General features: G+C 58.5%; 31 protein-coding genes. 16 read left to right on the forward strand and 15 right to left on the reverse strand.

Features of this window, described 5'->3' with window-relative positions; all coding sequences use genetic code 11:
• The first annotated feature begins 9 nt into the window (after window positions 1–9).
• Genes GOV80_RS02160 through GOV80_RS02175 form a run of 4 tightly spaced genes read left to right on the forward strand, consistent with a single transcriptional unit; the run spans window position 10 to window position 4738 of the window.
• The gene (locus GOV80_RS02160) at window positions 10–1329 is read left to right on the forward strand and encodes a glutamine synthetase family protein (protein WP_170782988.1); all 1320 of its coding nucleotides are present in this window, start codon (window positions 10–12) and stop codon (window positions 1327–1329) included.
• 59 nt (window positions 1330–1388) lie between these two features.
• Window positions 1389–2069, forward strand: a complete 681-nt coding sequence (locus GOV80_RS02165; RefSeq protein WP_170782674.1) for a type 1 glutamine amidotransferase — start codon at window positions 1389–1391, stop codon at window positions 2067–2069.
• A complete protein-coding gene (locus tag GOV80_RS02170; protein ID WP_170782675.1) occupies window positions 2069–3427 on the forward strand; it encodes a glutamine synthetase family protein in 1359 nt (452 codons plus the stop codon). The genes GOV80_RS02165 and GOV80_RS02170 overlap by 1 nt, the downstream gene beginning before the upstream one ends.
• 6 nt (window positions 3428–3433) lie before the next feature.
• Window positions 3434–4738 carry an NAD(P)/FAD-dependent oxidoreductase gene (locus GOV80_RS02175; protein WP_170782676.1) on the forward strand — a complete coding sequence of 435 codons (1305 nt, stop codon included), beginning with the start codon at window positions 3434–3436 and terminating at the stop codon, window positions 4736–4738.
• An 11-nt stretch (window positions 4739–4749) separates the two neighbouring features.
• Here the strand turns inward: GOV80_RS02175 and GOV80_RS02180 are convergent, their stop codons facing one another.
• On the reverse strand, window positions 4750–5718 hold the full coding sequence (locus tag GOV80_RS02180; RefSeq protein WP_170782677.1) for a formylglycine-generating enzyme family protein: 969 nt from the start codon (window positions 5716–5718) through the stop codon (window positions 4750–4752).
• A 214-nt stretch (window positions 5719–5932) separates the two neighbouring features.
• On the opposite strand from GOV80_RS02180, the gene GOV80_RS02185 reads away from it, so the two are divergent.
• Complete coding sequence (locus GOV80_RS02185; protein ID WP_170782678.1) at window positions 5933–7147, forward strand: DegT/DnrJ/EryC1/StrS family aminotransferase; 1215 nt, start codon at window positions 5933–5935, stop codon at window positions 7145–7147.
• A 3-nt stretch (window positions 7148–7150) separates the two neighbouring features.
• Here the strand turns inward: GOV80_RS02185 and GOV80_RS02190 are convergent, their stop codons facing one another.
• The 4 genes from GOV80_RS02190 to GOV80_RS02205 form a co-directional block, all read right to left on the reverse strand.
• The gene (locus GOV80_RS02190; RefSeq protein WP_170782679.1) at window positions 7151–7906 is read right to left on the reverse strand and encodes a trypsin-like serine peptidase; all 756 of its coding nucleotides are present in this window, start codon (window positions 7904–7906) and stop codon (window positions 7151–7153) included.
• Between the two features lie 7 nt (window positions 7907–7913).
• Window positions 7914–8468, reverse strand: coding sequence for a polyhydroxyalkanoate synthesis repressor PhaR (phaR, locus tag GOV80_RS02195; protein WP_170770347.1), 555 nt, complete (start codon window positions 8466–8468; stop codon window positions 7914–7916).
• A gap of 134 nt (window positions 8469–8602) precedes the next feature.
• Window positions 8603–9049 carry a phasin family protein gene (locus tag GOV80_RS02200; RefSeq protein WP_170770646.1) on the reverse strand — a complete coding sequence of 149 codons (447 nt, stop codon included), beginning with the start codon at window positions 9047–9049 and terminating at the stop codon, window positions 8603–8605.
• Window positions 9050–9180: 131 nt separating this feature from the next.
• Window positions 9181–10983, reverse strand: a complete 1803-nt coding sequence (locus GOV80_RS02205) for a PHA/PHB synthase family protein (RefSeq protein ID WP_170782680.1) — start codon at window positions 10981–10983, stop codon at window positions 9181–9183.
• 111 nt (window positions 10984–11094) lie between these two features.
• Between GOV80_RS02205 and phaZ the strand changes: the two genes are divergently transcribed.
• Together phaZ and GOV80_RS02215 are read left to right on the forward strand one after the other, a co-directional pair.
• Window positions 11095–12366, forward strand: a complete 1272-nt coding sequence (gene phaZ / locus GOV80_RS02210) for a polyhydroxyalkanoate depolymerase (protein WP_170782681.1) — start codon at window positions 11095–11097, stop codon at window positions 12364–12366.
• Window positions 12367–12371: 5 nt separating this feature from the next.
• Entirely contained in the window at window positions 12372–12956 is a 585-nt protein-coding gene (locus GOV80_RS02215) for a DUF6151 family protein (RefSeq protein ID WP_170782682.1), read from the forward strand.
• On the opposite strand, the gene GOV80_RS02220 is transcribed toward GOV80_RS02215, so the two are convergent.
• The 4 genes from GOV80_RS02220 to GOV80_RS02235 all read right to left on the reverse strand — a co-directional run bounded on the left by GOV80_RS02220 (window position 12947) and on the right by GOV80_RS02235 (window position 16097).
• Complete coding sequence (locus GOV80_RS02220) at window positions 12947–13663, reverse strand: alpha/beta fold hydrolase (protein WP_170770339.1); 717 nt, start codon at window positions 13661–13663, stop codon at window positions 12947–12949. The genes GOV80_RS02215 and GOV80_RS02220 overlap by 10 nt on opposite strands.
• A 69-nt stretch (window positions 13664–13732) precedes the next feature.
• On the reverse strand, window positions 13733–14347 hold the full coding sequence (locus GOV80_RS02225; protein WP_170782989.1) for a hypothetical protein: 615 nt from the start codon (window positions 14345–14347) through the stop codon (window positions 13733–13735).
• Window positions 14348–14367: 20 nt separating this feature from the next.
• A complete protein-coding gene (locus GOV80_RS02230; RefSeq protein ID WP_170782683.1) occupies window positions 14368–15351 on the reverse strand; it encodes an alpha/beta hydrolase in 984 nt (327 codons plus the stop codon).
• The gene (locus GOV80_RS02235; RefSeq protein WP_170782684.1) at window positions 15348–16097 is read right to left on the reverse strand and encodes an alpha/beta hydrolase; all 750 of its coding nucleotides are present in this window, start codon (window positions 16095–16097) and stop codon (window positions 15348–15350) included. The genes GOV80_RS02230 and GOV80_RS02235 overlap by 4 nt, the downstream gene beginning before the upstream one ends.
• Window positions 16098–16314: 217 nt before the next feature.
• On the opposite strand from GOV80_RS02235, the gene thrS reads away from it, so the two are divergent.
• From thrS to GOV80_RS02260, 5 genes are all read left to right on the forward strand, one after another.
• Complete coding sequence (gene thrS, locus GOV80_RS02240; protein WP_170782685.1) at window positions 16315–18273, forward strand: threonine--tRNA ligase; 1959 nt, start codon at window positions 16315–16317, stop codon at window positions 18271–18273.
• Between the two features lie 220 nt (window positions 18274–18493).
• A complete protein-coding gene (locus tag GOV80_RS02245) occupies window positions 18494–18796 on the forward strand; it encodes a BufA1 family periplasmic bufferin-type metallophore (RefSeq protein WP_170770331.1) in 303 nt (100 codons plus the stop codon).
• A 72-nt stretch (window positions 18797–18868) separates the two neighbouring features.
• Window positions 18869–19726, forward strand: a complete 858-nt coding sequence (bufB, locus tag GOV80_RS02250) for an MNIO family bufferin maturase (protein WP_170782686.1) — start codon at window positions 18869–18871, stop codon at window positions 19724–19726.
• Complete coding sequence (locus GOV80_RS02255) at window positions 19723–20481, forward strand: HvfC/BufC N-terminal domain-containing protein (protein ID WP_170782687.1); 759 nt, start codon at window positions 19723–19725, stop codon at window positions 20479–20481. Before bufB ends, GOV80_RS02255 begins: the two co-directional genes overlap by 4 nt.
• Window positions 20481–20999: a DoxX family membrane protein gene (locus GOV80_RS02260; protein WP_170770325.1), complete on the forward strand. Its 519-nt coding sequence runs from the start codon at window positions 20481–20483 to the stop codon at window positions 20997–20999. Before GOV80_RS02255 ends, GOV80_RS02260 begins: the two co-directional genes overlap by 1 nt.
• A 1-nt stretch (window position 21000) precedes the next feature.
• Here GOV80_RS02260 and GOV80_RS02265 read toward each other — a convergent pair whose 3' ends face one another.
• Genes GOV80_RS02265 through GOV80_RS22505 form a run of 3 tightly spaced genes read right to left on the reverse strand, consistent with a single transcriptional unit; the run spans window position 21001 to window position 21893 of the window.
• Complete coding sequence (locus tag GOV80_RS02265; protein ID WP_170782688.1) at window positions 21001–21369, reverse strand: hypothetical protein; 369 nt, start codon at window positions 21367–21369, stop codon at window positions 21001–21003.
• Window positions 21370–21410: 41 nt separating this feature from the next.
• Window positions 21411–21728, reverse strand: a complete 318-nt coding sequence (locus GOV80_RS02270) for an ArsC/Spx/MgsR family protein (RefSeq protein ID WP_170782689.1) — start codon at window positions 21726–21728, stop codon at window positions 21411–21413.
• 30 nt (window positions 21729–21758) lie between these two features.
• Complete coding sequence (locus tag GOV80_RS22505; protein WP_269149773.1) at window positions 21759–21893, reverse strand: hypothetical protein; 135 nt, start codon at window positions 21891–21893, stop codon at window positions 21759–21761.
• Window positions 21894–21943: 50 nt separating this feature from the next.
• Between GOV80_RS22505 and GOV80_RS02275 the strand changes: the two genes are divergently transcribed.
• Complete coding sequence (locus tag GOV80_RS02275) at window positions 21944–22150, forward strand: cold-shock protein (protein WP_008758035.1); 207 nt, start codon at window positions 21944–21946, stop codon at window positions 22148–22150.
• Window positions 22151–22226: 76 nt separating this feature from the next.
• Here the strand turns inward: GOV80_RS02275 and GOV80_RS02280 are convergent, their stop codons facing one another.
• Together GOV80_RS02280 and thyX are read right to left on the reverse strand one after the other, a co-directional pair.
• The gene (locus GOV80_RS02280) at window positions 22227–22499 is read right to left on the reverse strand and encodes a hypothetical protein (RefSeq protein WP_170770319.1); all 273 of its coding nucleotides are present in this window, start codon (window positions 22497–22499) and stop codon (window positions 22227–22229) included.
• A gap of 87 nt (window positions 22500–22586) precedes the next feature.
• Window positions 22587–23498, reverse strand: coding sequence for an FAD-dependent thymidylate synthase (thyX, locus tag GOV80_RS02285; RefSeq protein ID WP_170770317.1), 912 nt, complete (start codon window positions 23496–23498; stop codon window positions 22587–22589).
• A 178-nt stretch (window positions 23499–23676) separates the two neighbouring features.
• On the opposite strand from thyX, the gene GOV80_RS02290 reads away from it, so the two are divergent.
• The 3 genes from GOV80_RS02290 to GOV80_RS02300 are packed head-to-tail and all read left to right on the forward strand — an operon-like array spanning window position 23677 to window position 25525.
• Entirely contained in the window at window positions 23677–24105 is a 429-nt protein-coding gene (locus GOV80_RS02290) for a VOC family protein (protein ID WP_170770314.1), read from the forward strand.
• Window positions 24102–24806, forward strand: a complete 705-nt coding sequence (locus tag GOV80_RS02295) for a DUF1194 domain-containing protein (RefSeq protein WP_170782690.1) — start codon at window positions 24102–24104, stop codon at window positions 24804–24806. The genes GOV80_RS02290 and GOV80_RS02295 overlap by 4 nt, the downstream gene beginning before the upstream one ends.
• On the forward strand, window positions 24803–25525 hold the full coding sequence (locus tag GOV80_RS02300; protein WP_170782691.1) for a DUF1194 domain-containing protein: 723 nt from the start codon (window positions 24803–24805) through the stop codon (window positions 25523–25525). Before GOV80_RS02295 ends, GOV80_RS02300 begins: the two co-directional genes overlap by 4 nt.
• On the opposite strand, the gene GOV80_RS02305 is transcribed toward GOV80_RS02300, so the two are convergent.
• Entirely contained in the window at window positions 25526–26023 is a 498-nt protein-coding gene (locus tag GOV80_RS02305) for a MarR family winged helix-turn-helix transcriptional regulator (RefSeq protein WP_170782692.1), read from the reverse strand.
• Window positions 26024–26062: the final 39 nt, after the last annotated feature.

A 26062-nucleotide genomic window follows, 5' to 3' on the forward strand; every position in this document is an offset into this window, starting at 1 on the left:
GAGCCCCCGATGGACCTGAGCGCCTTGCACAGTTTTCGCGTTGCAGCCTGCGACCTGAACGGTCAGTTGCGGGGCAAACGCGTGCCGCCCTCGTATTCCGACAAGCTGGACAAAGGGTCCGTGCGGATGCCGTTCTCGGCACTGAATGTGGATCTGTGGGGCGCAGATATTGACGGCAGTCCGCTGGTGTTTGAATCCGGTGATGCCGATGGTGTGTTGCTACCCACCGATCGCGGTGCGGTCCCTATGCCTTGGCTTGAGGTGGACACCGCACTGGTGCCCATGTGTCTGTACGACGACCACGGCACCCCCTTCGCCGGAGACCCCCGCCACGCGCTTGGCGCTGTGCTGGACCGTTATACCCAGCGCGGCTGGTCGGTAATCGCGGCGACCGAGCTGGAATTCACTCTGCTCGATTCCTCGGGCGCGCAGCCACAACCGCCGATGAACCCCATTACCGGGCGCAGGCTGGTGGATGAGGCTGTTCTGTCCATGGCCGAGATGGACGCGTTCGATGCCTTTTTCACCGAGCTTTACAATGGCTGCGCCGCGATGGGCATCCCCGCCCAGACCGCCATTTCCGAAAGCGGCATCGGCCAGTTCGAAATTAACCTGAACCATCAGGATGCGATGCGTTGCGCCGACGATACATTGCTTTTCAAGGTATTGACGCGCGGACTTGCCCGCAAGCACGGGTTTACCGCAACGTTCATGTCCAAACCCTATGCTGATGATGCGGGCAACGGGATGCATGTGCATTTCTCGGTCGTGGATCAGGCCGGTCGGAACGTCTTTGACAATGGCGGCCCCGAGGGGACGGACACGCTGCGCCACGCAGTTGCAGGGTGTCTGGCGGCGATGCCCGGTAGCACGCTGATCTTTGCGCCGCACGGCAATTCCTACACCCGGCTCGTGCCCGGTGCCCACGCGCCCACCGGTGCAAGTTGGGCTTACGAGAACCGCACCGCTGCCCTGCGCATTCCCGGCGGTGCCCCTGCCGCCCGCCGGATTGAACATCGCGTGGCCGGTGGCGACATCAACCCCTACCTGATGCTGGCCGCCGTTCTGGGTGCCGCGATGAACGGGATCGAGGACGCAGCTCAGCCGCCCGCCCCGATCACCGGCAACGCCTATGAAATCGGTGGCATGCCCCAACTGGCGGGCGATTGGGAGGCCGCGATCACTACCTTCGAATCCGACCCCAAAGTGGCGCGCATCTTCCCTGCTGATTTGATCCGCTTTCTGGCGATGACCAAACGGCAGGAAGTCCGACGCTTCGCCGAGCGTCCCCCCGAAGAGCACTGGCTAAGCTACGTCGAGGCCGTCTGACCCCCCTTGCCCGGCCCCTTTGGGTTCGTTAGAATGAATTTGATCAAATTTGGTGACTCATGAAAATCGGCATCCTTGTAACCGGCCACCCCCCGGACGAACTGTACGGTGAGTTCGGCACCTATGACGGCATGTTTCGTGCCTTGCTTGGGGGGAACGGGTTCACGTTCGAAACCTATAACGTCGTTGATGGAGAGTTTCCCGCCAGCACGGCTGCGGCTGAGGGCTGGGTCATCACCGGCTCGCGCCATGGCGCCTATGAGGACCATCCCTGGATACCCCCGCTTGAAGACCTGATCCGGGCCATCCGGGACCGTGGCCAGCCGTTGATAGGGGTGTGTTTCGGGCATCAGATTATCGCTCAGGCACTGGGCGGCAAGGTCGAGAAGTTTCAGGGCGGCTGGGCCGTCGGGCGCACCGACTATAACCTTGATGGCCAGACAGTTACGCTGAATGCGTGGCATCAGGATCAGGTGGTCGCCCTGCCCGACGGCGCGCGCGTCACCGGCACCAACGATTTCTGTCGCAACGCCATGGTGGCCTATGGCGACACGATCTGGACCGTACAGGCCCACCCCGAATATGGTGACGCCTTTATCCAAGGCCTGATCCAGACGCGCGGCAAAGGCGTGATCCCCGACGAATTGATGCAAGCGGCCACTGACCGCCTGCCCGCCAATGACGACAACCCCAAGATCGGGCAATTCATGGCGGAGTTTTTGAAGAAAGTGAGGGCCTGATGGCCGATTGGACCGAACAACTGCCGCAGGCAGCCCGCAGCTATTTCGACGGCCACCGACTGGATGAGGTCGAATGCATCATCTCGGACCTGCCCGGTATTGCGCGTGGCAAAGCGGTACCTGCCTCGAAATTCGCCAAGCAATCCTATTTCCACCTGCCAGACAGCATCTTTTACCAGACCATCACCGGTGATTGGGGCGAGGCCGCAGGCGAAGATGGATTCATCGAACGGGACATGATCCTGAAGCCCGACTTCACGACCGCATCCGCAGCACCGTGGACGGGCGACTGGACGCTGCAGGTGATCCATGACGCCTATGACCGCGATGACAACCCGATCCCGTTCAGTCCGCGCAACGTGCTGAAACGCGTGGTGCAACTGTATCACGACAAGGGCTGGAAACCCGTCGTCGCCCCCGAGATGGAGTTCTTTCTGGTTGCCCCCAACGTGGATCCCGCGCAGGAAATCAAGCCGATGATGGGCCGCTCGGGCCGTCCAGCGGCAGCGCGGCAGGCCTACTCGATGACAGCCGTGGACGAATTCGGACCGGTGATCGACGACATCTATGATTTCGCCGAACACCAAGGGTTCGAGATTGACGGTATCACACAGGAAGGCGGCGCAGGCCAGTTGGAGATCAACCTGCGCCACGGCAATCCGGTGAAGCTGGCCGATGAGGTCTTTTACTTCAAACGCCTGATCCGCGAGGCCGCCCTGCGCCACAACTGCTTTGCCACCTTCATGGCGAAACCGATAGTGGATGAGCCGGGCTCGGCCATGCATATCCACCATTCGATCATCGACATGGAGACCGGGCAAAACATTTTCTCGGGTCCACAAGGGGGCGAGACGGACGCGTTTTATCACTTCATCGCCGGGTTGCAGAACCATCTGCCCTCGGGTCTGGCGGTGATGGCGCCCTATGTGAACTCGTATCGCCGCTATGTGAAAGATCACGCCGCGCCGATCAATCTGGAATGGGCACGCGACAACCGCACCACCGGCATCCGCGTGCCGCTGTCGGGGCCTGAGGCGCGCCGGGTCGAAAACCGCATCGCCGGGATGGACTGCAACCCCTATCTGGGCATCGCGCTGTCACTGGCCTGCGGCTATCTGGGCCTGGTCCAACAGGAACGCCCGCGCCGTCAGTTCTATGGCGACGCTTACGAAGGCGAAGGCGATATCCCACAGGTCATGGGCAACGCGCTGGACCTGTTCGATGAAGCGACCGCCCTGCACGAGGTTCTGGGCCCCGAGTTTGCCCGCGTCTATGGCATCGTCAAACGCGCCGAGTATGAAGAGTTCCTGCAAGTCATCTCTCCGTGGGAGCGTGAGCATCTGCTGATGAATGTCTGAACTGCGATGAACCTGCTTTATTCCAACGACCGCAAGGCTGAATATCCAGCCAGCTGGTACGCGGCCACGGCCAATTCGATTGACCGCTTTCCTGTTCTGGCAGGCGATGAAAAGGCCGATGTCTGCATCGTGGGCGGCGGCTATACCGGCCTGTCCGCTGCACTGCATCTGGCCGAGGCCGGGTTCAGCGTGGTGCTGCTGGAGGCGCATCGTGTCGGCTTTGGCGCGTCGGGCCGCAATGGTGGTCAGTTGGGCAGCGCGCAGCGGATGGATCAGGAAGACCTTGAACGACTTGTCGGGGATGACGACGCAGCCAAGCTGTGGGATCTGGCTGAGGACGCGAAGGCGTTGGTCAAATCCCTGATCTCCAAGCACCAGATCGACTGCAACCTGAAACCGGGCGTTGCCGTTCTGGGCCTGTCGGCTGGCGAACAGCAGGAATTGCATGATCACGCGGCGCATCTGTCTGACCGCTATGGCTATAACCAGATGGAGCTTCTGGACGAAGGCGCGGGCCACGGTCTGTGCCCCTCGCCCGCCTATCGCGGAGGCTATCTGGACATGGGTGCCGCGCATCTACATCCGCTTAACTACGCTTTGGGTCTGGCGCAGGTAGCGGCCAAGGCAGGCGTGCGGATTTATGAGGGCACCGAGGTGACGGGGGTCGAGGAAACCGCACCCGCCATAGTCCACACCGCGCAAGGCAAGGTCACGGCCGATCACGTCGTTCTGGCCTGTAACGGATATCTGGGAGGCCTGAACAGCAAGGTCGCCGCGCGGGTCATGCCGATCAACAATTTCATTGCTGCCACGGAACCGCTAGGCACCGATGCCGCCCGTGTTTTGACCCGAGACGTGGCGGTGGCCGATACGAAATTCGTGGTGAACTACTTCCGCCTCAGCGCCGATAACCGGCTGCTGTTTGGTGGCGGCGAAAGCTATGGCTATCGCTTCCCGGCGGACATCGCCGCCAAAGTCCGCAAACCGATGACAGAGATTTTCCCACACCTGCGCGACGTCAAGATCGACTATGCCTGGGGCGGCACACTGGCGATCACCATGCGGCGGATGCCGTATCTGACGCGGGTTGCGCCCAATATCCTGTCCGCCTCGGGCTATTCCGGCCATGGGGTTGGCACGGCAACCCATGCGGGACAGTTGATGGCGCTGGCCATCCAAGGCCAAGCCGAAGGGTTCGACACCATGGCGCGCGTCCCTGCCCTGCCCTTCCCCGGAGGCCCCGCCCTGCGCAGCCCCCTGCTGGTTCTGGCGATGACATGGTTTGCGTTGCGCGATCGGTTGGGGGTGTAATTGCGGATCGGTTAATTGAGTTTCAGTAAGCTACCGAAATCGCGTAGCACCCGAAATCCGGCAGACATTGTGCCTCCGTCCAGATGAATCTTGCCTCGAACTGCCGCGCGTGAAAAATCCATCGCAGTCCAGAAGGCCCCACCTCGACCTACCCTTCTAGCGCAGTCCCTGGTCATGGCTTCTTGAAAATAGATGCTGGATGAATTCCACGCTTCGTGCCTTTTGCTCCAACAAGACATCGTGGCTTCTGATACATTTCCCGACATATGCCGCAATCCCCACGCATTTTCGGCGTCTAGTTCATCCACTCGAACCGGATGGCCTCGCCCCGCCAGATCGGGGCGCTTCACACCCAGCATTTCTTCGGTCGGCTTGCCGTGAAAGTTGACCTGATCGGTGGTGACTTCCTCACCCTGAGCAAAGGGCGTCTGCGTCCCAGCGCGGGCCGCGCATTCCCACTCTGCCTCAGTGGGCAGGCGATAAACTTCGCCCCCCACTTTCTGGTTGAGCCATTTTGTATATGCAAGCCCGTCCAGATATGACACATCGACGACCGGGTAATTACCACGAATGTCTATGCACGGCCCATCAATGCGCGGTGTGCAAGCACGCGGGATATGCCCCCCGCAACCTCCGTCGTTGACGCAGGCCATCCATTGATCATGGGTCACCTCGCTGCGCCCCATTGCGATAGGCATATCGATCGTTACCTGGTGAACCGGTCCCTCGTGATGGGCGATATAGGGCTCTTCCGGTGTCGCAAGACGAAATCCCTTTTTGTCCCAATGGAAGTTGCGCTTGGATTCTCCCGGTGCAGCGCCCATCAGAAACTCTCCCAACGGCAACACGATCATCTCGGGGCAGACGTCGCATTCCTGGAACATCTCAAGCGGCGCGACTTCGGTTCCGTCGGACAGGACGTATTGCGCATGAGCTGGCAGAGCGAGAATGGACAGTGAAAAAGCAAGTCTAGCAAGCATGATGGCAACAATCCGGACCGTGAAATGCAACATGTAGATTGTCCCATTGCCACCCGGATTCCCCTACGGATACAAGACGCAATCCGGCGGTCGGGATGCAATTGCCCCTAAATACAACAGTTCGGTGAAATTTCGCAGCATGTTCACGTAGGGGCTTGGATTGAAATTCTTTTAGCTTTATCTTTTCCAAAGATAGAATTTGGGAAAATCAAATATGACGCTTCCTCCTAACGTTCATGACGCCGAACCCATCCCTGCCGCCGCGCGTAAGGCCATCGACGCCCTGATGCAGTCGGGCGACCTGTTCCGCTATACCGCGCCGCAAGACGCGCCTGTTGCGCTGCTGGAAAGCGAATTCGCGGCCCTTTTGGGCACGAAATACGCGCTGGCGGTATCGTCCTGCTCGGCGGCCTTGTTCCTGTCGCTCAAGGCGTTGGGCCTGCCGCGGGATGCGCGGGTGTTGATCCCCGGATTTACCTTTGCGGCCGTGCCGTCCTCGGTCGTCCATGCGGATTGCATTCCGGTTTTGTGCGAAGTGGGCGAGAATTATCGCATCGACATGGCCGATTTCGAGGCCAAGCTGGACAGCGTTCAGGCCGTCATCATCAGCCATATGCGCGGCCATACATCTGACATGGACGCGATCATGGTACTGTGTGATGCGCGCAATATTCCCGTGATCGAGGATGCGGCCCATTCGCTGGGCACCACCTGGCATGGGCGTAATATCGGCACGATTGGCAAGGTCGGCTGTTTCTCATTCCAGTCCTACAAAATGATCAACGCGGGTGAAGGTGGTATCCTGATCACGGACGACGCCGACCTGGTGGCCCGCGCCGTGATCATGTCGGGCGCGTATGAGCATAACTGGAAAAAACACAAAGGCCCGCGTGGCGACAACTCGCCCGAATTGGAGCAAGCCTTTTCTCGCTGGCAGAACCAATTGCCGCTGTATAATTTGCGGATGAGCAACCTCAGCGCCGCCGTGATCCGGCCGCAGATCCCTGAGCTGGCGCGCCGCGTCAAAGACGGGCTCGCCAATCACGACTACGTGGCCGACCGATTGAACACCTCGCCTTATATCAACGTCCCTGCCCCGCTTGCGCCGGAACAACGTGCACCGGATTCGATCCAGTTCAACCTGGTGAACCTGAGCGATGATGATATCCGCGCCTTTGCCGCAGCATCCGAGGCGCGAGGCGTCAAGGTTCAGGTTTTTGGTCTGAGCGAGGACAACGCCCGCGCCTTCTGGAACTGGCAGTTTCTGCCCGAGCAGGTCGATCTTCCCCAAACACGCGAGATGCTGATGAAAGCGTGCGATGTGCGCCTGCCCGTCCGCCTGACACGGGAAGAGCTGGACGTGATCGCGGACATTCTGCTGGCCTCAGTCGGCGAGGTCACCGCCCCCGAGATGGCGTTCGGCACCTGAGCGTCAGCGCGAGGGTACGTAGACAACTCGACTGGACACAAACAGCGCCGCGATCCCTTCAGGGGTTGCGGCGACGCGCGATAAGACACCAGCCACAGCCAGCCCCGATGGCGTGTCAATCAATAAGGGCGCGCCGGAATCCCCCATCATTACAGGGCAATCCGCGATCATCAGCGCATCAGTGCGCCGAACAACCGGACATGGGTTCGCACGGCTGAGGACATGCGGCCGCACTCCAGCATACCCCGCGACCGATCCGGTCAACATATCCTGCGCTGTCAGAGGAAAAGAACCCAACGCCCGGCCAATCGGGTTCTCCAGTTCAAGCACCGCCCAATCCAGTTCAGGTCCGTCATTGAATGCAGTGCCTTGGCCTTCGGGCAGGACATAGCGCTTGGCGGTCGAGACCGCGGAGGCCTCCCCTCGCTGATACCCAGCAGCAAAGCGGATACTGGATGGCGGTATCCAGCGCTGACGCGCGGCATTGTAAAGGCAATGCGCGGCGGTCAGAACCAAATCATCCGCGACCAAAACGCCGGTGCAATGAGATCGCTGGGCCCTGCTGGCAAAATTGACTCGTCCGATTGCGCGCCATGGCGGTTCAGCCGCATCCAGTATTTCGCGGGCACGGATATCTGCGCAACCATCATCCACAGCAGACCCAAGCGTGCAGATCGGCGACCGCGGCTCAGAAAACTGCCCTTGCGCATAAACGAGCGCTGCCCAACACAGCACGACGCCCGTCAGCACCCAGCGCATGGCAGGTTCAGTTCAGTTTGGACAGTTTCTGCTGAAGCTCGGCAAGCTGCTTTTTGATGTCGTCCAGATCTTCTTTCGGTTCAGATTTGGCCTCATCTTCCTTGTCGGGGCCAGACCACTGGCCAGACAATCCGCCGGTCATCGCCTTCAGAAAAGCCTGTTGCTGCGCCTGCATCGCCTCGAACCCGGGCATCTGGGACATCGGGTTCATGGCGTTCATGTTCTCCATCATCTTGGACTGGCTTTCGCGCAGCATATCGAACGAGCTTTGCAAGAACTGCGGCATCATTCCACCTCCCGGCAGCATGTAACTGCGGACCAGATCGTTCAGCACGTTCACCGGCAGCACGTTTTCGCCCCGGCTTTCATGTTCCGCAATGATTTGCAGCAGATATTGGCGTGTCAGGTCATCCCCTGTCTTCAGGTCGATAATCTGCACTTCGCGCCCATCGCGAATGAACACCGCGATATCCTCTAGCGTGACGTAGTCGCTGGTCTCGGTGTTATACAGCCGACGGCTGGCATAGCGTTTGATCAGCAACGGTTTTTCTTGTTCTGACACCGTTTACCCTCCCCAAGGATGATGCGTTGCAGCAGAGATTATGCGACTGCAGAACAAAAAGAAAGGGCAGGTCTTTCGACCTGCCCAACGCGATTGCACCAGATGGGAGGAATGGGTGCGCCTCGCGGCCTTACTTACTTGGCAGCTGTTGCTTTCTTGGCAGCAGCAGTCACCTCGTTGGTGGCTTTCTTGACAGCAGCAGTTGCGTCTTCTGCAGCGTCTTTACCGGCAGCCATCAGCAACTCGACGGTTTCGCTCTGAACTTTTTTCGCGATTTCAGCGAAAGCAGCCAGGTTTTCTGCGGCAACTTCAGCCGACGCGCTTGCGAAGTCGGTTGCGGCTTTTGCGTAGTCGGCAGGCTCTGCCTTTGCTTTCGACATCTCGGTCAGTTTGGCCAGAGTGTCTTTGGTCCATTTGTTCGAGATTTCTGCCGATTTCTCTGCAGCTTCCAGAGCAACACCCGACAGTTTTTCGTTCAGGGTTGCGGTCGACTTGAAGGCACCTTCCAGAGCGGAAGTGTCAACGGGGAATGCGCCCATGATGTCTTTCAGGGTCGCGGTGAAGTCAGGGGTCTTTGCCATTGTCCAAATCCTTTTTGCCGAACCGGGCCCGCCCCGGTTTTCATCAGCTTGAGGACAATATGATTGCTGCATCGCAGCATTGCAAGATTTTTTTGCTGCAGCGCAGAAAAAACTTCGGATTCCCTTACTAATCAATCAGTTGCTTTGGCCAATACATAGGTACCGGGCGCGGGACACAGAGACGGGTGGTTCGAATCGCCCGGCTCACGCGCCGGAATCTGCTTGCCAGACCGCTTTCTCAACCACGCTTCCCAAAGCGGCCACCAGGACCCTTCATGGAAATCGGCATCCTTCATCCAGCTGTCAGCGTCCAGCTGCATGTCTGGGTTGGTATAATGCCCGTATTTCTTTTTGCTGGGCGGATTCACGATGCCTGCGATATGACCCGATTCCGACACCACAAAAGTTTTCGACCGTGACCCCATCTGCTGCACGCCGCGGTAACAGTCTTTCCAGGCCGCGATATGATCGGTCTCGCAGGTGATTGACATTAACGGCACGTCGACATCCCGGATATGCAGCTTGTGCCCCAACAGTTCAAACCCGTCCGTGACAAAATCATTGCTTTGACACAGCCCACGCAAATACTCGACCGCCATGCGGCCTGGCAGGTTGGCCCCATCTCCGTTCCAGTACAGCAAATCAAACGCCGGAGGTGTTTCGCCCATCATGTAGCTGCGGATTGCGGGGCCGTAGATCAGGTCGTTGGAGCGCAGAAAGGACATGGTTCGCCCGATGACCCAAGCTTTTAGCACGCCATCCTTACCGATCTGGTCTTCGATGCCGTTGACGAAGTCGTTTTGCAGAAACGGGGTGAACTCTCCCTGTTCGCCAAAATCGGTCAGAGTGGTGAAGAACGTGGCCGACTTGATCGACTTGTCCCCGCGCTGCTTCAACAGCGAAAGCGTCAGGCTTAGTGTGGTGCCCGCGATGCAATAGCCGACCGCATTGACTTGCTTGACCTTACAAATGTCCTTCACCTGCTCGATCGCGGTCAGGTAACCTTCTTCAATATAGTCCCCCATGCCGATTTCGGCGTGGGATGCGTTCGCATTTGCCCAACTGACGACAAATAGGGTGTAGCCCTGCTCCGTTACCCATTTGATCAGGCTGTTCTGGGCTTTGAGGTCCAGAATGTAGAATTTGTTGATCCAGGGCGGGAACAGGACAATCGGCGTTTCATGCACTGTCTCGGTTGCCGGTTTGTACTGGATCAGCTCCATCAACCGGTTGCGATAGACCACCTCTCCCGGTGTCGTGGCGATATTGCCGCCCACTTCAAAGGCGCTGTCATCCGCCAGTCGAACAACCATCTCGCCATCATTGGCCTCCAGATCGGAAACGAGGTTCTCCAGCCCTTTGATCAGCGACTGACCTTCAGTCTCGACCGCTTTTTCCAGCGCATCAGGGTTTGTGGCCAGAAAATTTGTCGGAGACATCATGTTGATGATCTGTTGCGAAAAAAAGTGAAGACGCTGCTTGTCTTTGGCATCCATGTCATCGACCGAGGCCACTGCTTCTGAAATCGCATCGGCATTTGTCTGGTATTGCTGGCGGACGAAGCGGAAATAAGGGTTAGTCTCCCAAAGCGGATTGGCAAAACGTTTGTCTTTGGCTACTGGTGCCGCCCCCTCAACTTCGCCCGTTGTCAGCGCCTGCTGCGCTTCGGCAAAGTTCATGACAGACTTGCTCCAATAGGCAATCTGGTGTTCCAACAGCTTGGCGGGATTTTGCCAAGCCTCGGCCATATATGCCGTTGCTGCTTTTGCGAAAAGCTCTTGATTCGGGCCGTCCAACGCGGGGGAATGCGCCTTCTTCCCGGCCATGACCTCGACCAGCCGCTTCGACAGCTCTTCGACTTTGTTCAAATTTTCTTTAAGCCGTTCAAGATGTTCTGCGGACAATTCCTGCGCCTGGTCTTCACTTGTTGTCATTTTAACAATTCCCCCGTAATCTTGCTGCTATGCAGAATAACGTCGCGGCAGCCGCAGCGCAAAGCGACGAATGGTCCGAAGTTTAGGGCTGTCACTCAGGAGGTTCGCCCGATGCGCTACATGATGACCTATGATCTGATGGAAACCATGCGCAACACCAATCAATGGATGGGTGCGACCGCCAGTGCGATGGCCTCTTACCCGTTGTTTTCGATGGTGCCGAACCCTGCGTTCAGCATGATGGCAGCCTGGGGCGAGGTCACGGAACGCACATTCCAGCGCATGATTGTCAAGCCTGACTGGGGCATTCGCACCTTCACCTGCGAAGATGGCAAGGACCATCTTGTCGACATCGTGCCGGTGGTCGAGCGTGCGTTTGGCGACCTGATCCACATCCGCGTCAACGGTCGCGAAGAACAGCCGCGCAAGGTTCTGCTGGTTGCCCCAATGTCGGGCCACTATGCGACGTTGCTGCGATCGACAGTCAAAAGCCTGCTGGTCAATTGCGAAGTTTATGTCACCGATTGGCATAATGCGCGCGATATCCCTGTGTCCGAAGGCAAGTTCGATGTCGAGGACTATACACTCTACCTTGTCGATTTCATGAAAGAACTTGGCCCGGAAACACATGTTGTTGCCGTATGCCAGCCCGCGCCCCTTACCCTGGCTGCCACGGCTTACCTGGCCGAGGTGGAACCCAAGGCACAACCCAGCACTCTGACACTGATCGGTGGGCCGGTCGATCCAGACGCGACTCCGACGGATGTCACCGATTTTGGCCGCCGCGTTACAATGGGCCAGCTGGAAGAAACCATGATCCAGCGTGTGGGCTTTAAGTACAAAGGCGTCGGCCGCATGGTCTATCCCGGCCTGTTGCAGTTGGCCTCGTTCATGTCGATGAACGGAGAGCGCCACAGCAAGGCCTTCACCGACCAGATCCAGCGTGTCATGCGGGGCGAGGCCTCGGATCATGACGCGCACAACCGTTTCTACGATGAGTATCTGGCAGTGATGGACATGACGGCCGAGTTCTACCTGTCTACCGTCGAACGCATCTTCAAAAACCGCGAAATTGCGCGGAATGAATTTGTGGTGGCCGGGCACAAGGTGGATATAGGCAAGATCACCGATGTCGCGGTAAAATCAGTTGAGGGCGCGAATGACGATATCTCGGCCCCTGGCCAATGTATCGCGGCCCTTGATCTTTGCGCCGGTCTGCCCGATGCGAAAAAGGCCAGTCATGTGGAACCCGGCGCGGGGCACTACGGTATTTTTGCGGGCCGCAGCTGGCGCGACAATATCCGCCCGCTGGTGATCGACTTCATGAACGCCAACACACGCAAACCGCGCCGCCGGGCCGCCAACAAGAACAAAGTCGCCTGAGGCGCATGGTTCAAAGCCCGGCCAAGGACACTACCTTCGCCTGCACCTGCGGTGCTTTGAGTGGGCGCATTTCGGCCGCAGGGGTCGCTTCGTCCACACATGTGGAATGCTTTTGCCACGATTGCCGGGCCGCGCAGCTTTATTTTGGACAACCCGACCCTGCCCCTGGCCCGGTCGACGTGCTGCAAATGCTGCCCGAGGAGATCGTTTTTGAACACGGCGCAGAACACCTTGCGCTGATGCAGCTCAGCCCCAAAGGGATGTTGCGCTGGTACGCCAGTTGCTGCAACGCCCCGCTGGCCACCACTTCACGTACACCGAAAGTTCCTTTCGCCGGGTTCATCGTGAACCGCATCCCGGACCCAAGCGACCTAGGGCCCGTACGTACACGCGGCTTTGTTCCTCGCCCCGGCGGAAAGCAAGCGCATGAAGGCTTGGGCCCTGCGGCAATTGGTCTGGTGACGCGCGTGCTGAAGTCCCGTTTGTCTGGCAGTTGGAAGAACACGCCTTTCTTCGATGCCTACACCGGGGAAACGTCGGCCAAACCGACCGTCCTAACGAAACCCGAGCGCGCAGCCCTCTACAAGTAGGCCAAACGCGCCGGAATGTTCAGCCAAGCCTCCAAGGCTTCGGTCACCGCGGCGGGAGCCTCGAGCGGCACCATATGGCCCGCCTCCTCGATCACACGCAGTTCGGCATTCGGGATCATCTCAGCCATGAAACTATGTTTGCGCACTGGAGTGATTTGGTCATGGGCCCCACACAAAACCAGAGTTGGCACGTTGATATGCCGCAACCCCCCTTGCTGGTCCGGTCGGCGCTGCATGGCTCGCATTTGCCGTTCGAACATATCCGGCCCTTGATCAATGGCCATGGCCATCACTTCGTTCAGGACGGGCACCCGCTCCGGCCCCGGCGCCAACGTGTCCGAACCGATCATGCGAGTCATCACATCCTCAAGCCGCCCGGATTTTGCCCCAACGATCAACTCTTCACGTCCCGCCGCGATCTGAGGGGTATCGGCCTGTGCATCGGTCGCCATCAGGCACAACCGAGAGACCCGGTCCGGCGCGCGGCGCGCGATCTCAAGCGCCACAACCCCGCCCATGCTGAAGCCGCCCAATGCAAACCGATGCGGCAACTGGTCCAGCAAGCCTGAGGCGATCTCTTCTATCCGTTCGCCGACCGACAGGGGCGCAACCGTCACCGCGCGGTAATGAGACAGGTACAAAATCTGAGCCCCGAACAGGCGCGCATCGCACATGAAACCGGGCAGTAAAACCAACGGCTCAATCACACAGAGCCTCCACAATAATCAACTTTTCCTGCAGGATGAGCGTTTTCCAGCACCCGGGCAAGGGAAAGTTCAGGGATAGTCGATGCCCCGAAAGGGTGGGAAATCCGCATAGCGCGCCTGCCGCTTGTCCCGGGGTTCATCAGGTTCCGCCCCAGCCCGCAACAGGCATCCGCGTGGCGCGATATAGCTATCGATCCGGCGATGCGGATTGGGTCTCCAGACCAGATTGAACGCGCAGAGCTTGGGAAAGAACCAGATCTCGGAATAGTCCAGATGATCATGCATCCACCACGCAAGATCGCGCCAATCGCGTCCGGTTCCATTTTGATCCGCGAACCACGGAATCACGATCGACGCCCCCGCAATCCGGTTCTCGCCCGTGCCCCGATCCCAGATATGGCATTCCATCGGGTTATCATTGCGGGCACAGTTCAGTTTGTTTTCGTTGCCGAACCGGTTCAGCGAGGGCGCGCGATAACCCGAGCGTACGGCGACGCGCCCAAAGGTCTCTTCCAAAGGGTCCAGCAGGGTTTGGCAAAAAGCGCGCCCCGTTTCGATGGCTAGATCAGGGTTTTCGGGGATGTTCTGTATCCCATGAAAATTCCCGATTTCGGAATACAGGAAGTCCCGCATGAAGAAATGCCGCGACAAGCGCACCCGGCCCAGGGTCTCAAGGCTCCACATACTGGCCGGTTTACGCATCGCTATTCGATCCCCACCGAGCGTAGCCACGCGAGCATGCCATCCACTGTGGCTTCGGTCTGCCCCGGCGACATCAGCCGCCCAGCCACCACATGCGATGCAGGGTCATCTTCTTCGCCCATTGCAACCAGATTGACTGTCGCAGGCCCGCCCCACGCCTGCGCCACCTGATGAGTCCGATCCGGACGCACCACCTGATCGTCATCCGAGAACCAGAACAGCGCCGGAACCTGTGCTTGCGCAAAATCCTGCCCGTTCACCACATCGACCAGCCGGGTCATCGGAACAACGGCCTCCCACGGATAGCTCAGCGACCAGTATTTGTTCCGCTCCGGGTCGGTATCTGACACATCGCGGGTTTCTCCCATCAACATCGGCAACCAATTTCGCGCCCAGGGCAGGCCGGGTATCCAAGCCCCCGGCGTATTGATCCCGAAATTCGGCGAAACAAAGATCATCGCGCCGACATTCTGCGTCATCTCGGCATCCAGCGCGGCAGCCGCAGCCAGCGTCCCCCCAGTCGAGGTCGAGATCACAACCACCCGGTCGCCGACCGCGCGTGCTGCAGCGAGGCCCTCGGCCATGTCGGCCATCCACCCCGAGGCCGTCGCCTCTGCCATGGCGGAACCGCCGCGCCCATGGCCTTGCAGGCGCGTGTACACCAGATTGGCACCCAGCGCTTTTGCAAGCAGATCGGGCACCGGGCGGATTTCCTCGGATGAGGCCGAGAATCCGTGAACATAAAGGATCGACACCGGTGTTCGCTGTTCCTTGAATCCCTCTTGCCAGATCACCCGCTTTTCGACACCGGGAACGATGTCTTCGAAGGCGGATTCGACACTCTCGAAATAGACCTGCACCCCCTCGCCAAATTTGCGCGGCTCAAACGTGGGATGAAGGTCAACCTCTTCGCGCGGCCCCAACCAGAAGATCAGGCCGCCCAGAGCTGCCAGCACGACAATGAAACGCAGAACCAACCGGGTCATTCGGGGGCAAGCACATCAAGCACGGCGCGTTCGATAATCTCCAGGCAAGGCCCGTCCGAGAATCTGTGATCCGCATCCTTGACCAACAGCAACCGCATATCCGGTCCACTGGCATGGTCCAGCAACCGCACAGCCGTCTCGATTGACACCGCTGTATCCGCCGTGCCCTGCAAAAATCGCACGGGAAATGGCAAAGCCAACGGATCGCGCAGAACCAATCGCGTGCGCCCATCTTCGATCATGCGCTTGGTAATGATGTAAGGCTCCATGTAATCCGAGGGCAATTCCACGTGCCCCACCATCTCCAGCGCTGCCTTCTGCTCATCACTGAACGAGGCCCAATACCCTTCCTCGGTAAAATCCGGCGCAGCAGCGATTGTGACCATCCCGGCGATCCGTTCCGGCATCGCTTTTGCCAAAAGCAACGCCTGCCATCCGCCCATCGACGATCCCACAACGACCAAGGGCCCTTCGGTCAGCGCCTCAATCGCTGCAACTGTATCCTCATGCCAGTCCCCAATGCAGCCCTCTTCAAACGTGCCGGAACTTTCCCCGTGCCCAGAGTAATCGAACCGTAAAAACGCCTGCCCGCGTTCCTGTGCCCACGCCTCAAGATGCACCGCCTTGGTGCCCTCCATATCCGACTTCAGCCCGCCAAGAAAAACGATCGTGGGCGCGACCCCCTCGCTTTTGTGAAACGCCAACCGCCGCCCCTGCGCGGTGTCCAGAAATTCAGCCACTGCCATAAAACCCTCTTTGCTTTACCAACATCATGCACGTCCCAACCCCAACCGCAATTCCCTGATCCGCCCTTCATCTGGCCCAAAATACCTCGGGGTGCGCGAGGGGCAGCGCCCCTCGCTCCGACACTTGACACACGCGCACCCACCTGCCAAAGCAGCCACACGCAAATAACCCGCAACCGGGCGTTCAGTGGGCGCCAAACCGACGAGGAGAGCCAACATGGCCTTGGATTCAAAATCCGTCTCACTCACCTTCCCCGATGGCAATGCACGATCCTATGAGGCAGGCATCACACCTGCGCAGGTGGCAGCCGATATCTCGACCTCGCTGGCCAAAAAGGCAATCTCGGCCACGGTCGATGGCAAACATTGGGATTTGCAATGGCCTATTGAGGCCGACGCACATATCGCCATCCACACAATGAAAGATGAGGAACAGGCCAATGAGCTGATCCGCCACGATCTGGCGCATGTGATGGCCCGCGCCGTGCAGGAAATCTGGCCCGCCACCAAAGTCACCATTGGCCCCGTCATCGAAAACGGCTGGTACTATGACTTTGACCGTGAAGAGCCGTTCACGCCCGAAGATCTCGGCCTCATCGAGAAAAAGATGAAAGAGATCATTAACAAGCGCGACCCCGTCACAACCGAGGTCTGGGACCGCGACCGCGCGATCGAATTCTACAAGGCCAATAACGAGCCCTATAAGGTCGAGCTGATCGAAGCCATTCCGGGCGATGAACCGCTGCGCATGTACTGGCACGGTCATTGGCAGGATCTGTGCCGCGGCCCGCACCTGCAGCACACCGGCCAACTGCCCGGCGACGCGTTCAAACTGATGTCCATCGCGGGTGCCTACTGGCGCGGCGACAGCTCGCGCCAGATGCTGCAACGCATCTACGGTGTGGCCTTCACCGGCAAGGAAAAGCTGAAAGCCCACCTGCATATGCTGGAAGAGGCCGCCAAGCGCGACCACCGCAAGCTGGGCCGCGAAATGAACCTGTTCCACATGCAGGAAGAGGCCCCCGGCCAGATCTTCTGGCATCCCAACGGGTGGAAAATCTACACCACCCTGCAGGACTATATGCGCCGGATGCAGGAACGCGACGGCTATGTCGAAGTTAACACCCCGCAAGTTGTCGACCGCAAACTGTGGGAGGCCTCGGGTCACTGGGACAAATATCAGGAAAACATGTTCATCGTCGAAGTGGATGAAGAACATGCCCGTGAAAAGGCGATCAACGCGCTGAAGCCGATGAACTGCCCCTGCCACGTGCAGGTGTTCAATCAGGGTCTGAAATCCTATCGCGACCTGCCCCTGCGCATGGCTGAGTTCGGATCGTGCGCACGCTATGAACCTTCGGGAGCATTGCACGGCATCATGCGGGTGCGCGGTTTCACGCAGGACGATGGCCACATCTTTTGTGCCGAAGATCAGATCGAATCCGAGACCGCCAAGTTCATCGCTTTCCTATCCAAGGTCTATGCCGATCTGGGCTTCCACGACTGGACGATCAAACTGTCCACCCGTCCCGAAAAGCGGATCGGGTCCGATGAAAGCTGGGATCTGGTCGAAAAAGCCTTGGGCGATGCCTGCAAAGCCGCCGGGTATGACTATGAGATCCTCGAAGGCGAAGGCGCGTTTTATGGCCCCAAGCTAGAATTCACTCTGACCGACGCCATCGGTCGGACCTGGCAATGCGGCACGCTGCAGGTTGACCCCAATCTGCCCGAACGTCTGGATGCCAGCTTCATCGGCGCAGACGGTGCCAAGCACCGTCCGTTCATGCTGCACAGGGCAACGCTGGGCTCGTTTGAACGTTTCATCGGTATCTTGATCGAAGAGCACGCCGGCAAGCTGCCGTTCTGGCTGGCCCCGCGTCAGGTTGTCGTGGCCTCGATCACTTCCGAGGCGGATGATTATGTGGCCGAAGTGGTGGAAACGCTCAAAGCCGCCGGGGTTCGGGCCGAAGCGGATATCCGCAACGAAAAGATCAACTACAAGGTCCGCGAGCATTCTGTCGGTAAAGTGCCCGTGATTTTGGCCGTCGGTCACCGCGAAATCGAAGACCGCACCGTCAGCGTGCGCCGTCTTGGCGAAAAACAAACACAGGTTCAATCACTTGAGGCTGTAACAATTGAGCTATCCAAGGCGGCGACCCCCCCCGATCTGCTGTAACATTCGGCGTCAATTCGCCTGCGATCCGGCCCTAAAACAGGGGCCGGATTGAAATATTTTCCATTTTCGATTTCAAAAACAATATGTTAACCTGCAAGAGGGCATGACAGTGCCTGACGGGGTTGTGAGACACGGGCTCGTGAATTTAACTGTCGCCTCTGAACGACTACCTTTGTCATTGTCAACACAGACATACGCAGTCACCAAAAGGATTACCGAGATGTCGAACACAGCTAAGTCCCTCGTTATCGCAAGCGCCGTTGCAGCCGCCGTATCGGGCATGGCCACCACCGCAACCGCACAAGCCAAAGAGAAATGCTATGGCGTTTCGCTGGCAGGCGAAAACGATTGCGCCGCAGGCCCCGGCACCACCTGCGCCGGTACCTCGACCGTTGATTATCAGGGCAATGCCTGGACTCTGGTCGACGCAGGCACTTGCGCCGATATCGAGCTGCCTAAAACCGCAGACGGTTCGGACCGCAAAGGCTCGCTGGAGCCGCTGGACCGCGATCTGCCGGCATAAGCCCGCGCTTAGGAAAACCGAAGGGGCGGGCCTTGTCGCCCGCCTCTTTGTCGTGAACCGGAGACTATAACGATGCTGGACAATGCTATTCGTTCAAACAGACTGCCCGCCGCGCCGGGTGTCGGATATAAGCCCCAGCATTTTCAGCAAATTCTGGATCACGCCCACCCGGTGGCATGGCTGGAAATCCATGCCGAGAATTACATGGGCGATGGCGGACGCCCGCTGGCGCAACTGCGCCATTTGTCCGAACAATTCCCCATCTCTGTCCACGGTGTCGGCCTGTCCATTGGCGGCGAAACCCCGCTGGACCCCGATCATCTGGCCCGGTTGAAACATTTGGTTGGCTGGCTGAACCCTGCCAGCTTTTCGGAACATCTGGCTTGGTCGACCCATGACAGCCATTTCCTGAACGACCTGCTACCCCTGCCCTACACCGACGCAACTTTGGACCGGGTTTGTCAGCATATTGATCAGGTGCAAGAGGTTATCGGACGGCAGATGCTGCTGGAAAACCCCTCCAGCTATTTGGCGTTCGAGGAGAGCACCTGGTCCGAGCCTGATTTCCTGCGTGAAATCGCGCGTCTCACCGGCTGTGGCCTGTTGCTGGACGTGAATAATGTGTTCGTGTCGGCCACCAATCTGGATTTCTCGCCGCAAGGCTATATCGACGCCTATCCGCTGGACAAAGTGGGTGAGATTCATCTGGGCGGCCACGACGAGGATGAAGACGACCACGGTCGCCCCCTGCTGATCGACAGCCATGGGCGCGAGGTTGTGGACCCTGTATGGACGCTGTTAGATTACGCTCTGGACCAGTCCGGCCCCAAGCCCATCTTGATCGAATGGGATACCGACGTTCCCGACTGGCCTGTACTGCGCGCCGAGGCCGATAGGGCTCAGGCGGCTTTGGACCGCGTTCCAGCATGAGCGTTTCTCAGACAACCTTCCACACGGCGCTTTTGGACCCGTCACAGGCGGTGCCCGACGGCCTTGTGGACGCGTCTGAACACCCTGCGGGACGTCGTTTCAGCGTCTATCGCAACAACGTCGCCGTGTCGCTGACCGAGGCAATGTATCAGGCCTTTCCGGTGATTACCAAACTGCTGGGCACGCAGAATATGGATGGTCTATCGGGTATTTTCCTACGTCAGCATCCTCCGACCTCGCCCATGATGATGTTCTATGGCGAGGCATTCCCCGAGTTTCTGGCCGGGATGCCGCAGCTTTCGCATTTGGGCTACCTGCCCGACATCGCTCGGCTGGAACTGGCTCTGCGTCAGTCTTACCACGCCGCCGACAGCACCCCAGCCCCAGCGGATGCGCTGGCAGTTGCGCCTGATGAGGTGATGCAGGCCACGCTTGAATTTGCGCCGTCGATGCGGGTGATCCGCTCGGAATGGCCGATTTATTCGATCTGGCGTTTCAACACGCAAGAAAACGCACCCAAGCCACAGGCTGGGGCCGAAGGCGTGTTAGTAACACGACCGGAATATGATCCCGCTCCGCATCTGCTGCCTGCCGGTGGTGCGGATTGGATTGCAGAGATGATGGCCGGTCAGACGATCGGTCAGGCGTATGAAAACACCTCTGCAACCACCCCCGAGTTTGACCTTGGGGCTACTCTGGCGCTGCTGCTTCAAGGCGGCGCTCTTACTTCTGTGACTATCGAAAGGCTGGCATAATGACTGCCCTGATCTCCCTTCACAATAACGTCCTGGGACGGCTCGACAGTTCGGCCAATTGGCTGACCCCGACCCTGGCGCGGCTTGTTTTTGTTGCTGTATTGCTTGTGTATTACTGGAACTCGGCCACTCTGAAGATTGACGGGTCGATCTTCTCGGCGTCAGCCGGTGCCTTTGGCCAGATCTTCCCCAAAGCGGCTGAAGCCGTTTTGTACGACGTCACCCAGATGACCTTTTTCCAGCGCATCGTGATCTTCTTCGGCACCGTGGCCGAATTCGTCCTGCCTGCGCTTCTGCTGGTTGGTCTTCTTACACGCGTTGCTGCCCTGGCCATGATCGGGTTCGTCTGGGTCCAGACCATCGTTGATGTCGCCGGTCACGGCGTGAAACTGGGTGGATTGTTCGACAACGCCATCACTTTGATGGATCAGCGTGTGATGTGGACCTTCCTGTTCCTGGTCATCGTGATCAACGGCGCAGGCCCGATTTCCATCGACCGCGTCCTGCGCCTGAAGTGATCTAGAAATGCGCCTTGGGCTCGTCCGGTTTACCCGCGGCCAGCCCAAGGACCCCCGCGACCCCGGCAAATGCAACGGGGAACATGGTAAAGGCATTGAAGCCAAACGCGTAATACATGCCGCCTGCTGAGACCAGCAACAATAGCCCCCCAACCAATGCCCGCGCCTTGGCCATGGCCCCGCCAGCAATCGCCAGCAGAGGCGCAAGGATCGAGGCCGTCTGGATCAGTTGCGCGTTGTCCACCTGCTCGGCTAACCCGTCGATCTCGCCGTACCGGTCGATCAGTTCGACATAGCCATAGCCGACAAAGCCGACCAACATGCCGATTAGCCCGGCAATCACACCCAAAATCATCGCTGCGTTACGCATCTTTCGCCCTCTTGCTTGCGCCCTTGCAGATATGCATCCGCTCAGTCGACGCCAAGAGCCGCCTTCGTCGCCGCCGTCCAGCCAAGAAAAAGCTCCTCGTCACGCTCGATCAAAGGACGTTTCATCAAGGTCGGATGATCGCGCAACAGCTCCAACGGTGCACGCGCGCGTTCGTCTCCGCTTAGGCCCCGCCATGTCGTGGACCGGGTGTTGAGCAAAGCCTCGCCGAAATGTGTAAAGGCCTGCGACATCACCGCGTCAGGCACGCCATCCGCGCGCACGTCGATGAATTCTATATCCTGCAATGACTTCAATGCCTTACGGCAGGTGTCACAGTTCTTAAGTCCGTATAGGCGCATTTTCGGGGGTTTCCTGTGCTTGTGCGAATTTTAGGCAATTTCGCCAACGTGTTCCGGTAATTCTTGATTTTTTACTTCACCGTGCAATGTTGAAAAAGACGAAATACGCAATTCGGGCCGAAGCGTGTGGGCGCGGCGGTGATGAAAGGCGGTGGCGTCAATCACTTCCCCCACCAATTTGTGGGACAACGTGTAAGTAGAAGGAGACACGGGAAATGCCAACTGGCACCGTGAAATGGTTTAATACCACTAAAGGCTATGGGTTTATTGCCCCTGATGAAGGTGGCAAGGACGTATTTGTACATATCTCGGCTGTTGAACGGTCAGGTCTGACCGGGCTCGCAGACAATCAGAAAGTCTCATACGAATTGCAGGACGGACGCGACGGTCGCCAGATGGCCGCCGATTTGAAACCGTTGTAAGGCCCCCTCCCGACGGGAAGACAAAGCAGGGCAACGGCCAATTTCCGGCCGTTGACCAATAATGGTTCGACCAATGTTAACCGCGCGCCGGATCTGCGTCGACGTGCGTGAACCAGTCTTGACCCATCGCAACGATGCAGGACGTGCCGGTCGAATAAGTGACAACCATCGTCCAATCACCTTTCTCGCTAGTCCAGACTTCCATGATCTGCTCAGGGCTGCGCACCCCAGAGGCTGCGCGTTGCGAGCCGAACTGACGTTCCAGCTTGTCATGCAACCGGGACGTCGGCTCACACAGCACCTCAGCAATAGGGGATTTGGCCAAAGCCGGAGCGCCAAGCAAAGACATCAAGCACGCGTATCGGATACAGGAAAGAAAAGCCATGAAGCCAGTGTAACAGCTTAATGACAGTACGTATAGACAAACGATATGCGCTTAGTTTTCGCGAATGACCGCTTCGAACTCGCGCCATTCGCGGGCGGTCATGCCCGAGGTTTCCTGCGTCACAGCCTCTCCGGCGAGCATCCGCCGCAGGCTGTCGACCATCTGTGCCGACAGATTCACCGCGCCCAGACGATAATCTTCGAAAGCTTTATAGGCAAAAGGCACCCAATCGGCGACGATCTTGCACATCATATCGGCATAAACGCGGATTTCGTACTGCGCATGCGGGTCGGCCCGTAAACGCAGGAAGTGGAACAGGTTGTGCAGGTCCACCTTCCAATACCACTGGGTGTAGATATTCGCCGGCAGGTTCATTCGCGCCAGTTCACGCGCCAGACCCTGCTGACCGTCCTGACTGATCATCGCCTCGTAATTGTCATAGCACCGGGCGCTGTCGGCCTTTAGCATTTCAAGAACCCGCGCGGCCTCTTCCCCTTGTAAGGCTTCGCCCCGACCCTGGTTGTTCACCTCGGACTGCGCCGCCACATGGTCGGGCGCGGGGATATAGAACTCCCGATCCAGGATCGAGTAACGCGCGGAATATTCGTTCACATTCGCCGTCCGGTGCCGGATCCACTGACGGGCCACAAAGACTGGCAGCTTCACATGCAGCTTGATTTCGCACATCTCGAACGGGGTCGAATGCCAGTGACGCATCAGATAGCGGATCAGGCCCTCGTCATTCTGCACCGACTTAGTGCCTTTGCCGTAAGACACCCGCGCCGCCTGACAGATCGCGTTATCATCGCCCATATAGTCGATTACGCGCACAAAGCCGTGGTCCAGGACTTGATGAGCGGTGTACAAATGATCTTCCATCCCCGGAGCCACAACACGACGCGTTTGATGCGATTGCGCCCTTTGCGCTTCGATCTCGGCCAGTTGGTCAGAGGACAGCGGCATGAAATTTCCTTTCCATCGGATGAGTCGGCGACCACTATATCTCGGCAATGCAGCGACCGGAACCGCGATATGTACGCTTGTTTGTGCATTTTCCAAATTGTGTCCGCCGCGCCTCTCGACAGACTATGTTAGCGCGCTAAGGTGCTTGTCATCACCTGAACAAAAAAAGGAAACCGCAATGGGGCTGACATACCTCCACACCATGGTCCGTGTGAAAGATCTTGAGAAATCCATGGCGTTTTACGAACTGCTGGGGCTGCAAGAAACCCGCCGGTATGACAGTGAACAGGGCCGATTTTCGCTGATCTTCATGGCGCCTCCGGGGCAAGAAGATCGCCCGATCGAACTGACATATAACTGGGATGGCGACGACGGATTGCCTAGCGATAGCCGGCATTTCGGTCACTTGGCCTACGGAGTCGATAATATCTACGAAATATGCCAACTACTTCAGGACAATGGCGTCGTGATCAACCGGCCGCCGCGTGACGGGCGCATGGCGTTTGTGCGCTCGCCCGACAATATCTCGGTCGAGCTGCTGCAAAACGGTGACGCGCTTGATCCGGCCGAACCCTGGGCCAGTATGGAAAGCACCGGCCACTGGTGATCCGCTGGCTGACAATCCTGGGACTGGCTGCTCTGGCCAGCCCCCTGCGGGCCGAGACCTGCAGGCTGGCGCTTGCCTTGGCGATGGACATATCGACCTCGGTAGACGCAACCGAAGACACGCTGCAACGGCAGGGCCTGGCCGCAGCACTCGTCGCACCTGAAGTGACGGAGGCGTTTTTCTCGTCCCCCATGCCCGTCGCACTGACCGTCTATGAATGGAGCGGGCGCAGCACGCAACGCGTTATTCTGAATTGGTCGATGATCCGCACGCGGGCAGACTTGCTGGCAGCGGCGACGACGGTGCAACAGTCGGTGCGGTCCGACAGCGGGTCAGCCACCGCGATGGGATATGCGCTGGCCTTTGGCGCGACATTGATGCAGCAAGCCCCGCCCTGCCTGTTCCAGACCATCGATCTGTCTGGGGATGGGTCGAACAATGACGGGTACGGACCAGACTCGGCCTATCGCCACTTTCCATTTCAGGAAATCGTGGTGAACGGGCTGGTCATCAACGCCGCCGATTTCGAGGGTGAGCTGTTCCTGATCCCGTTTTTTGAGAACAATGTCCTGCATGGCCCCGGCGCTTTTTTGGAAGTTGCGCAAGGGTTTGAGGATTTCGAGCGCGCCATGCGCCGCAAACTTGAGCGGGAATTGCAGGGCCTGCAAATCGGCGCGCTATCTGGTGATGCGTTGAAATGATCCGCTACCTTGCCGCTGCCGCAACCCTTTTGGCAACGCCTGCGATGTCTGAGTGCAGGCAAGCGCTGGCCCTTGGGCTGGATGTCTCTGGTTCGGTCGATAGTACCGAATACCGGTTGCAGCTTGGTGGTCTAGCCGCTGCCCTGCAACGACCCGAAGTCAAGCAACTACTTCTTTCGGGCCTTGGCCCTGCGGTGCGGTTGGCGGTATTCGAATGGAGTGAGCCCAGTCATCAGCGCATGTTGCTAGACTGGACAGAAATCCGATCCGAGGAACAATTGGATGGTATTTCAGCCCTGTTGAACTCCGTGACGCGCAGCTCGGCGCCGCAGGGAACGGCGGTCGGATCGGCGATGCAGTTTGGCGCCGGTCTGCTGTGGCAACAACCTGAGTGCTGGAAGCACACGCTGGACCTGTCTGGTGACGGCAAACATAACATTGGACCCCATCCCCGCGAGGCCAAACAGGCGCTGCAAGCCAGCGGGATCACTATCAACGGTCTGGTGATCGGCCCTGATGATGCCAATGTTGGGGACAAGCGAGACGTGCAGATCAGCGAGTTGTCCGCCTATTACAATGCATGGGTCACTCTGGGCCCCGATGCCTTTGTCGAGGTCGCCGTGGGGTTCGAAGCCTATAAGGACGCGATGGCCCGCAAGCTGATCCGCGAGCTTGAAGGCCTGGTCCTGTCCGATGCCGGGCCCTACACCCGGCCCTGATCAGTAAATATAGCGGATCTGGTCCGTCCAGTAGCGTTCAACCCGGCGGAGGGAAGTGGTGATGTCCTCAATCCCTTCCAGCTCCAATACGCCACGTGATTGCAACCCACCTGCGTGGCGCGCGAACAGTTCGGATACGATATCGCGGATCTCACGCCCCCGCGGCGTCAGACGCACGCGCACCGAGCGGCGGTCAATCTCGCAGCGTTGGTGGTGCATATAGCCCATCTCAACCAGCTTTTTCAGGTTGTAGCTGACATTACTGCCCTGATAGTAGCCCCTGCTTTTCAATTCGCCCGCCGTGACCTCATGATCGCCGATATTGAACAGCAACAAGGCTTGCACGGCGTTGATCTCAAGCACGCCGACACGCTCGAACTCGTCCTTGATGACGTCCAGCAGCAGGCGGTGCAGCCGTTCCACCAGCGCAAGCGCCTCAAGATAGCTGGTCATGAAGCCCTTGGCCCCGTGCGCGGAGACCTGCATTTCCATACTCATCCGATCCTCCGATTCAATCGCGCCGTTTCAGGCAGCATG

The organism is Ruegeria lacuscaerulensis (genome assembly GCF_013034685.1).
Classification (GTDB): Bacteria; Pseudomonadota; Alphaproteobacteria; order Rhodobacterales; family Rhodobacteraceae; genus Ruegeria; species Ruegeria lacuscaerulensis_B.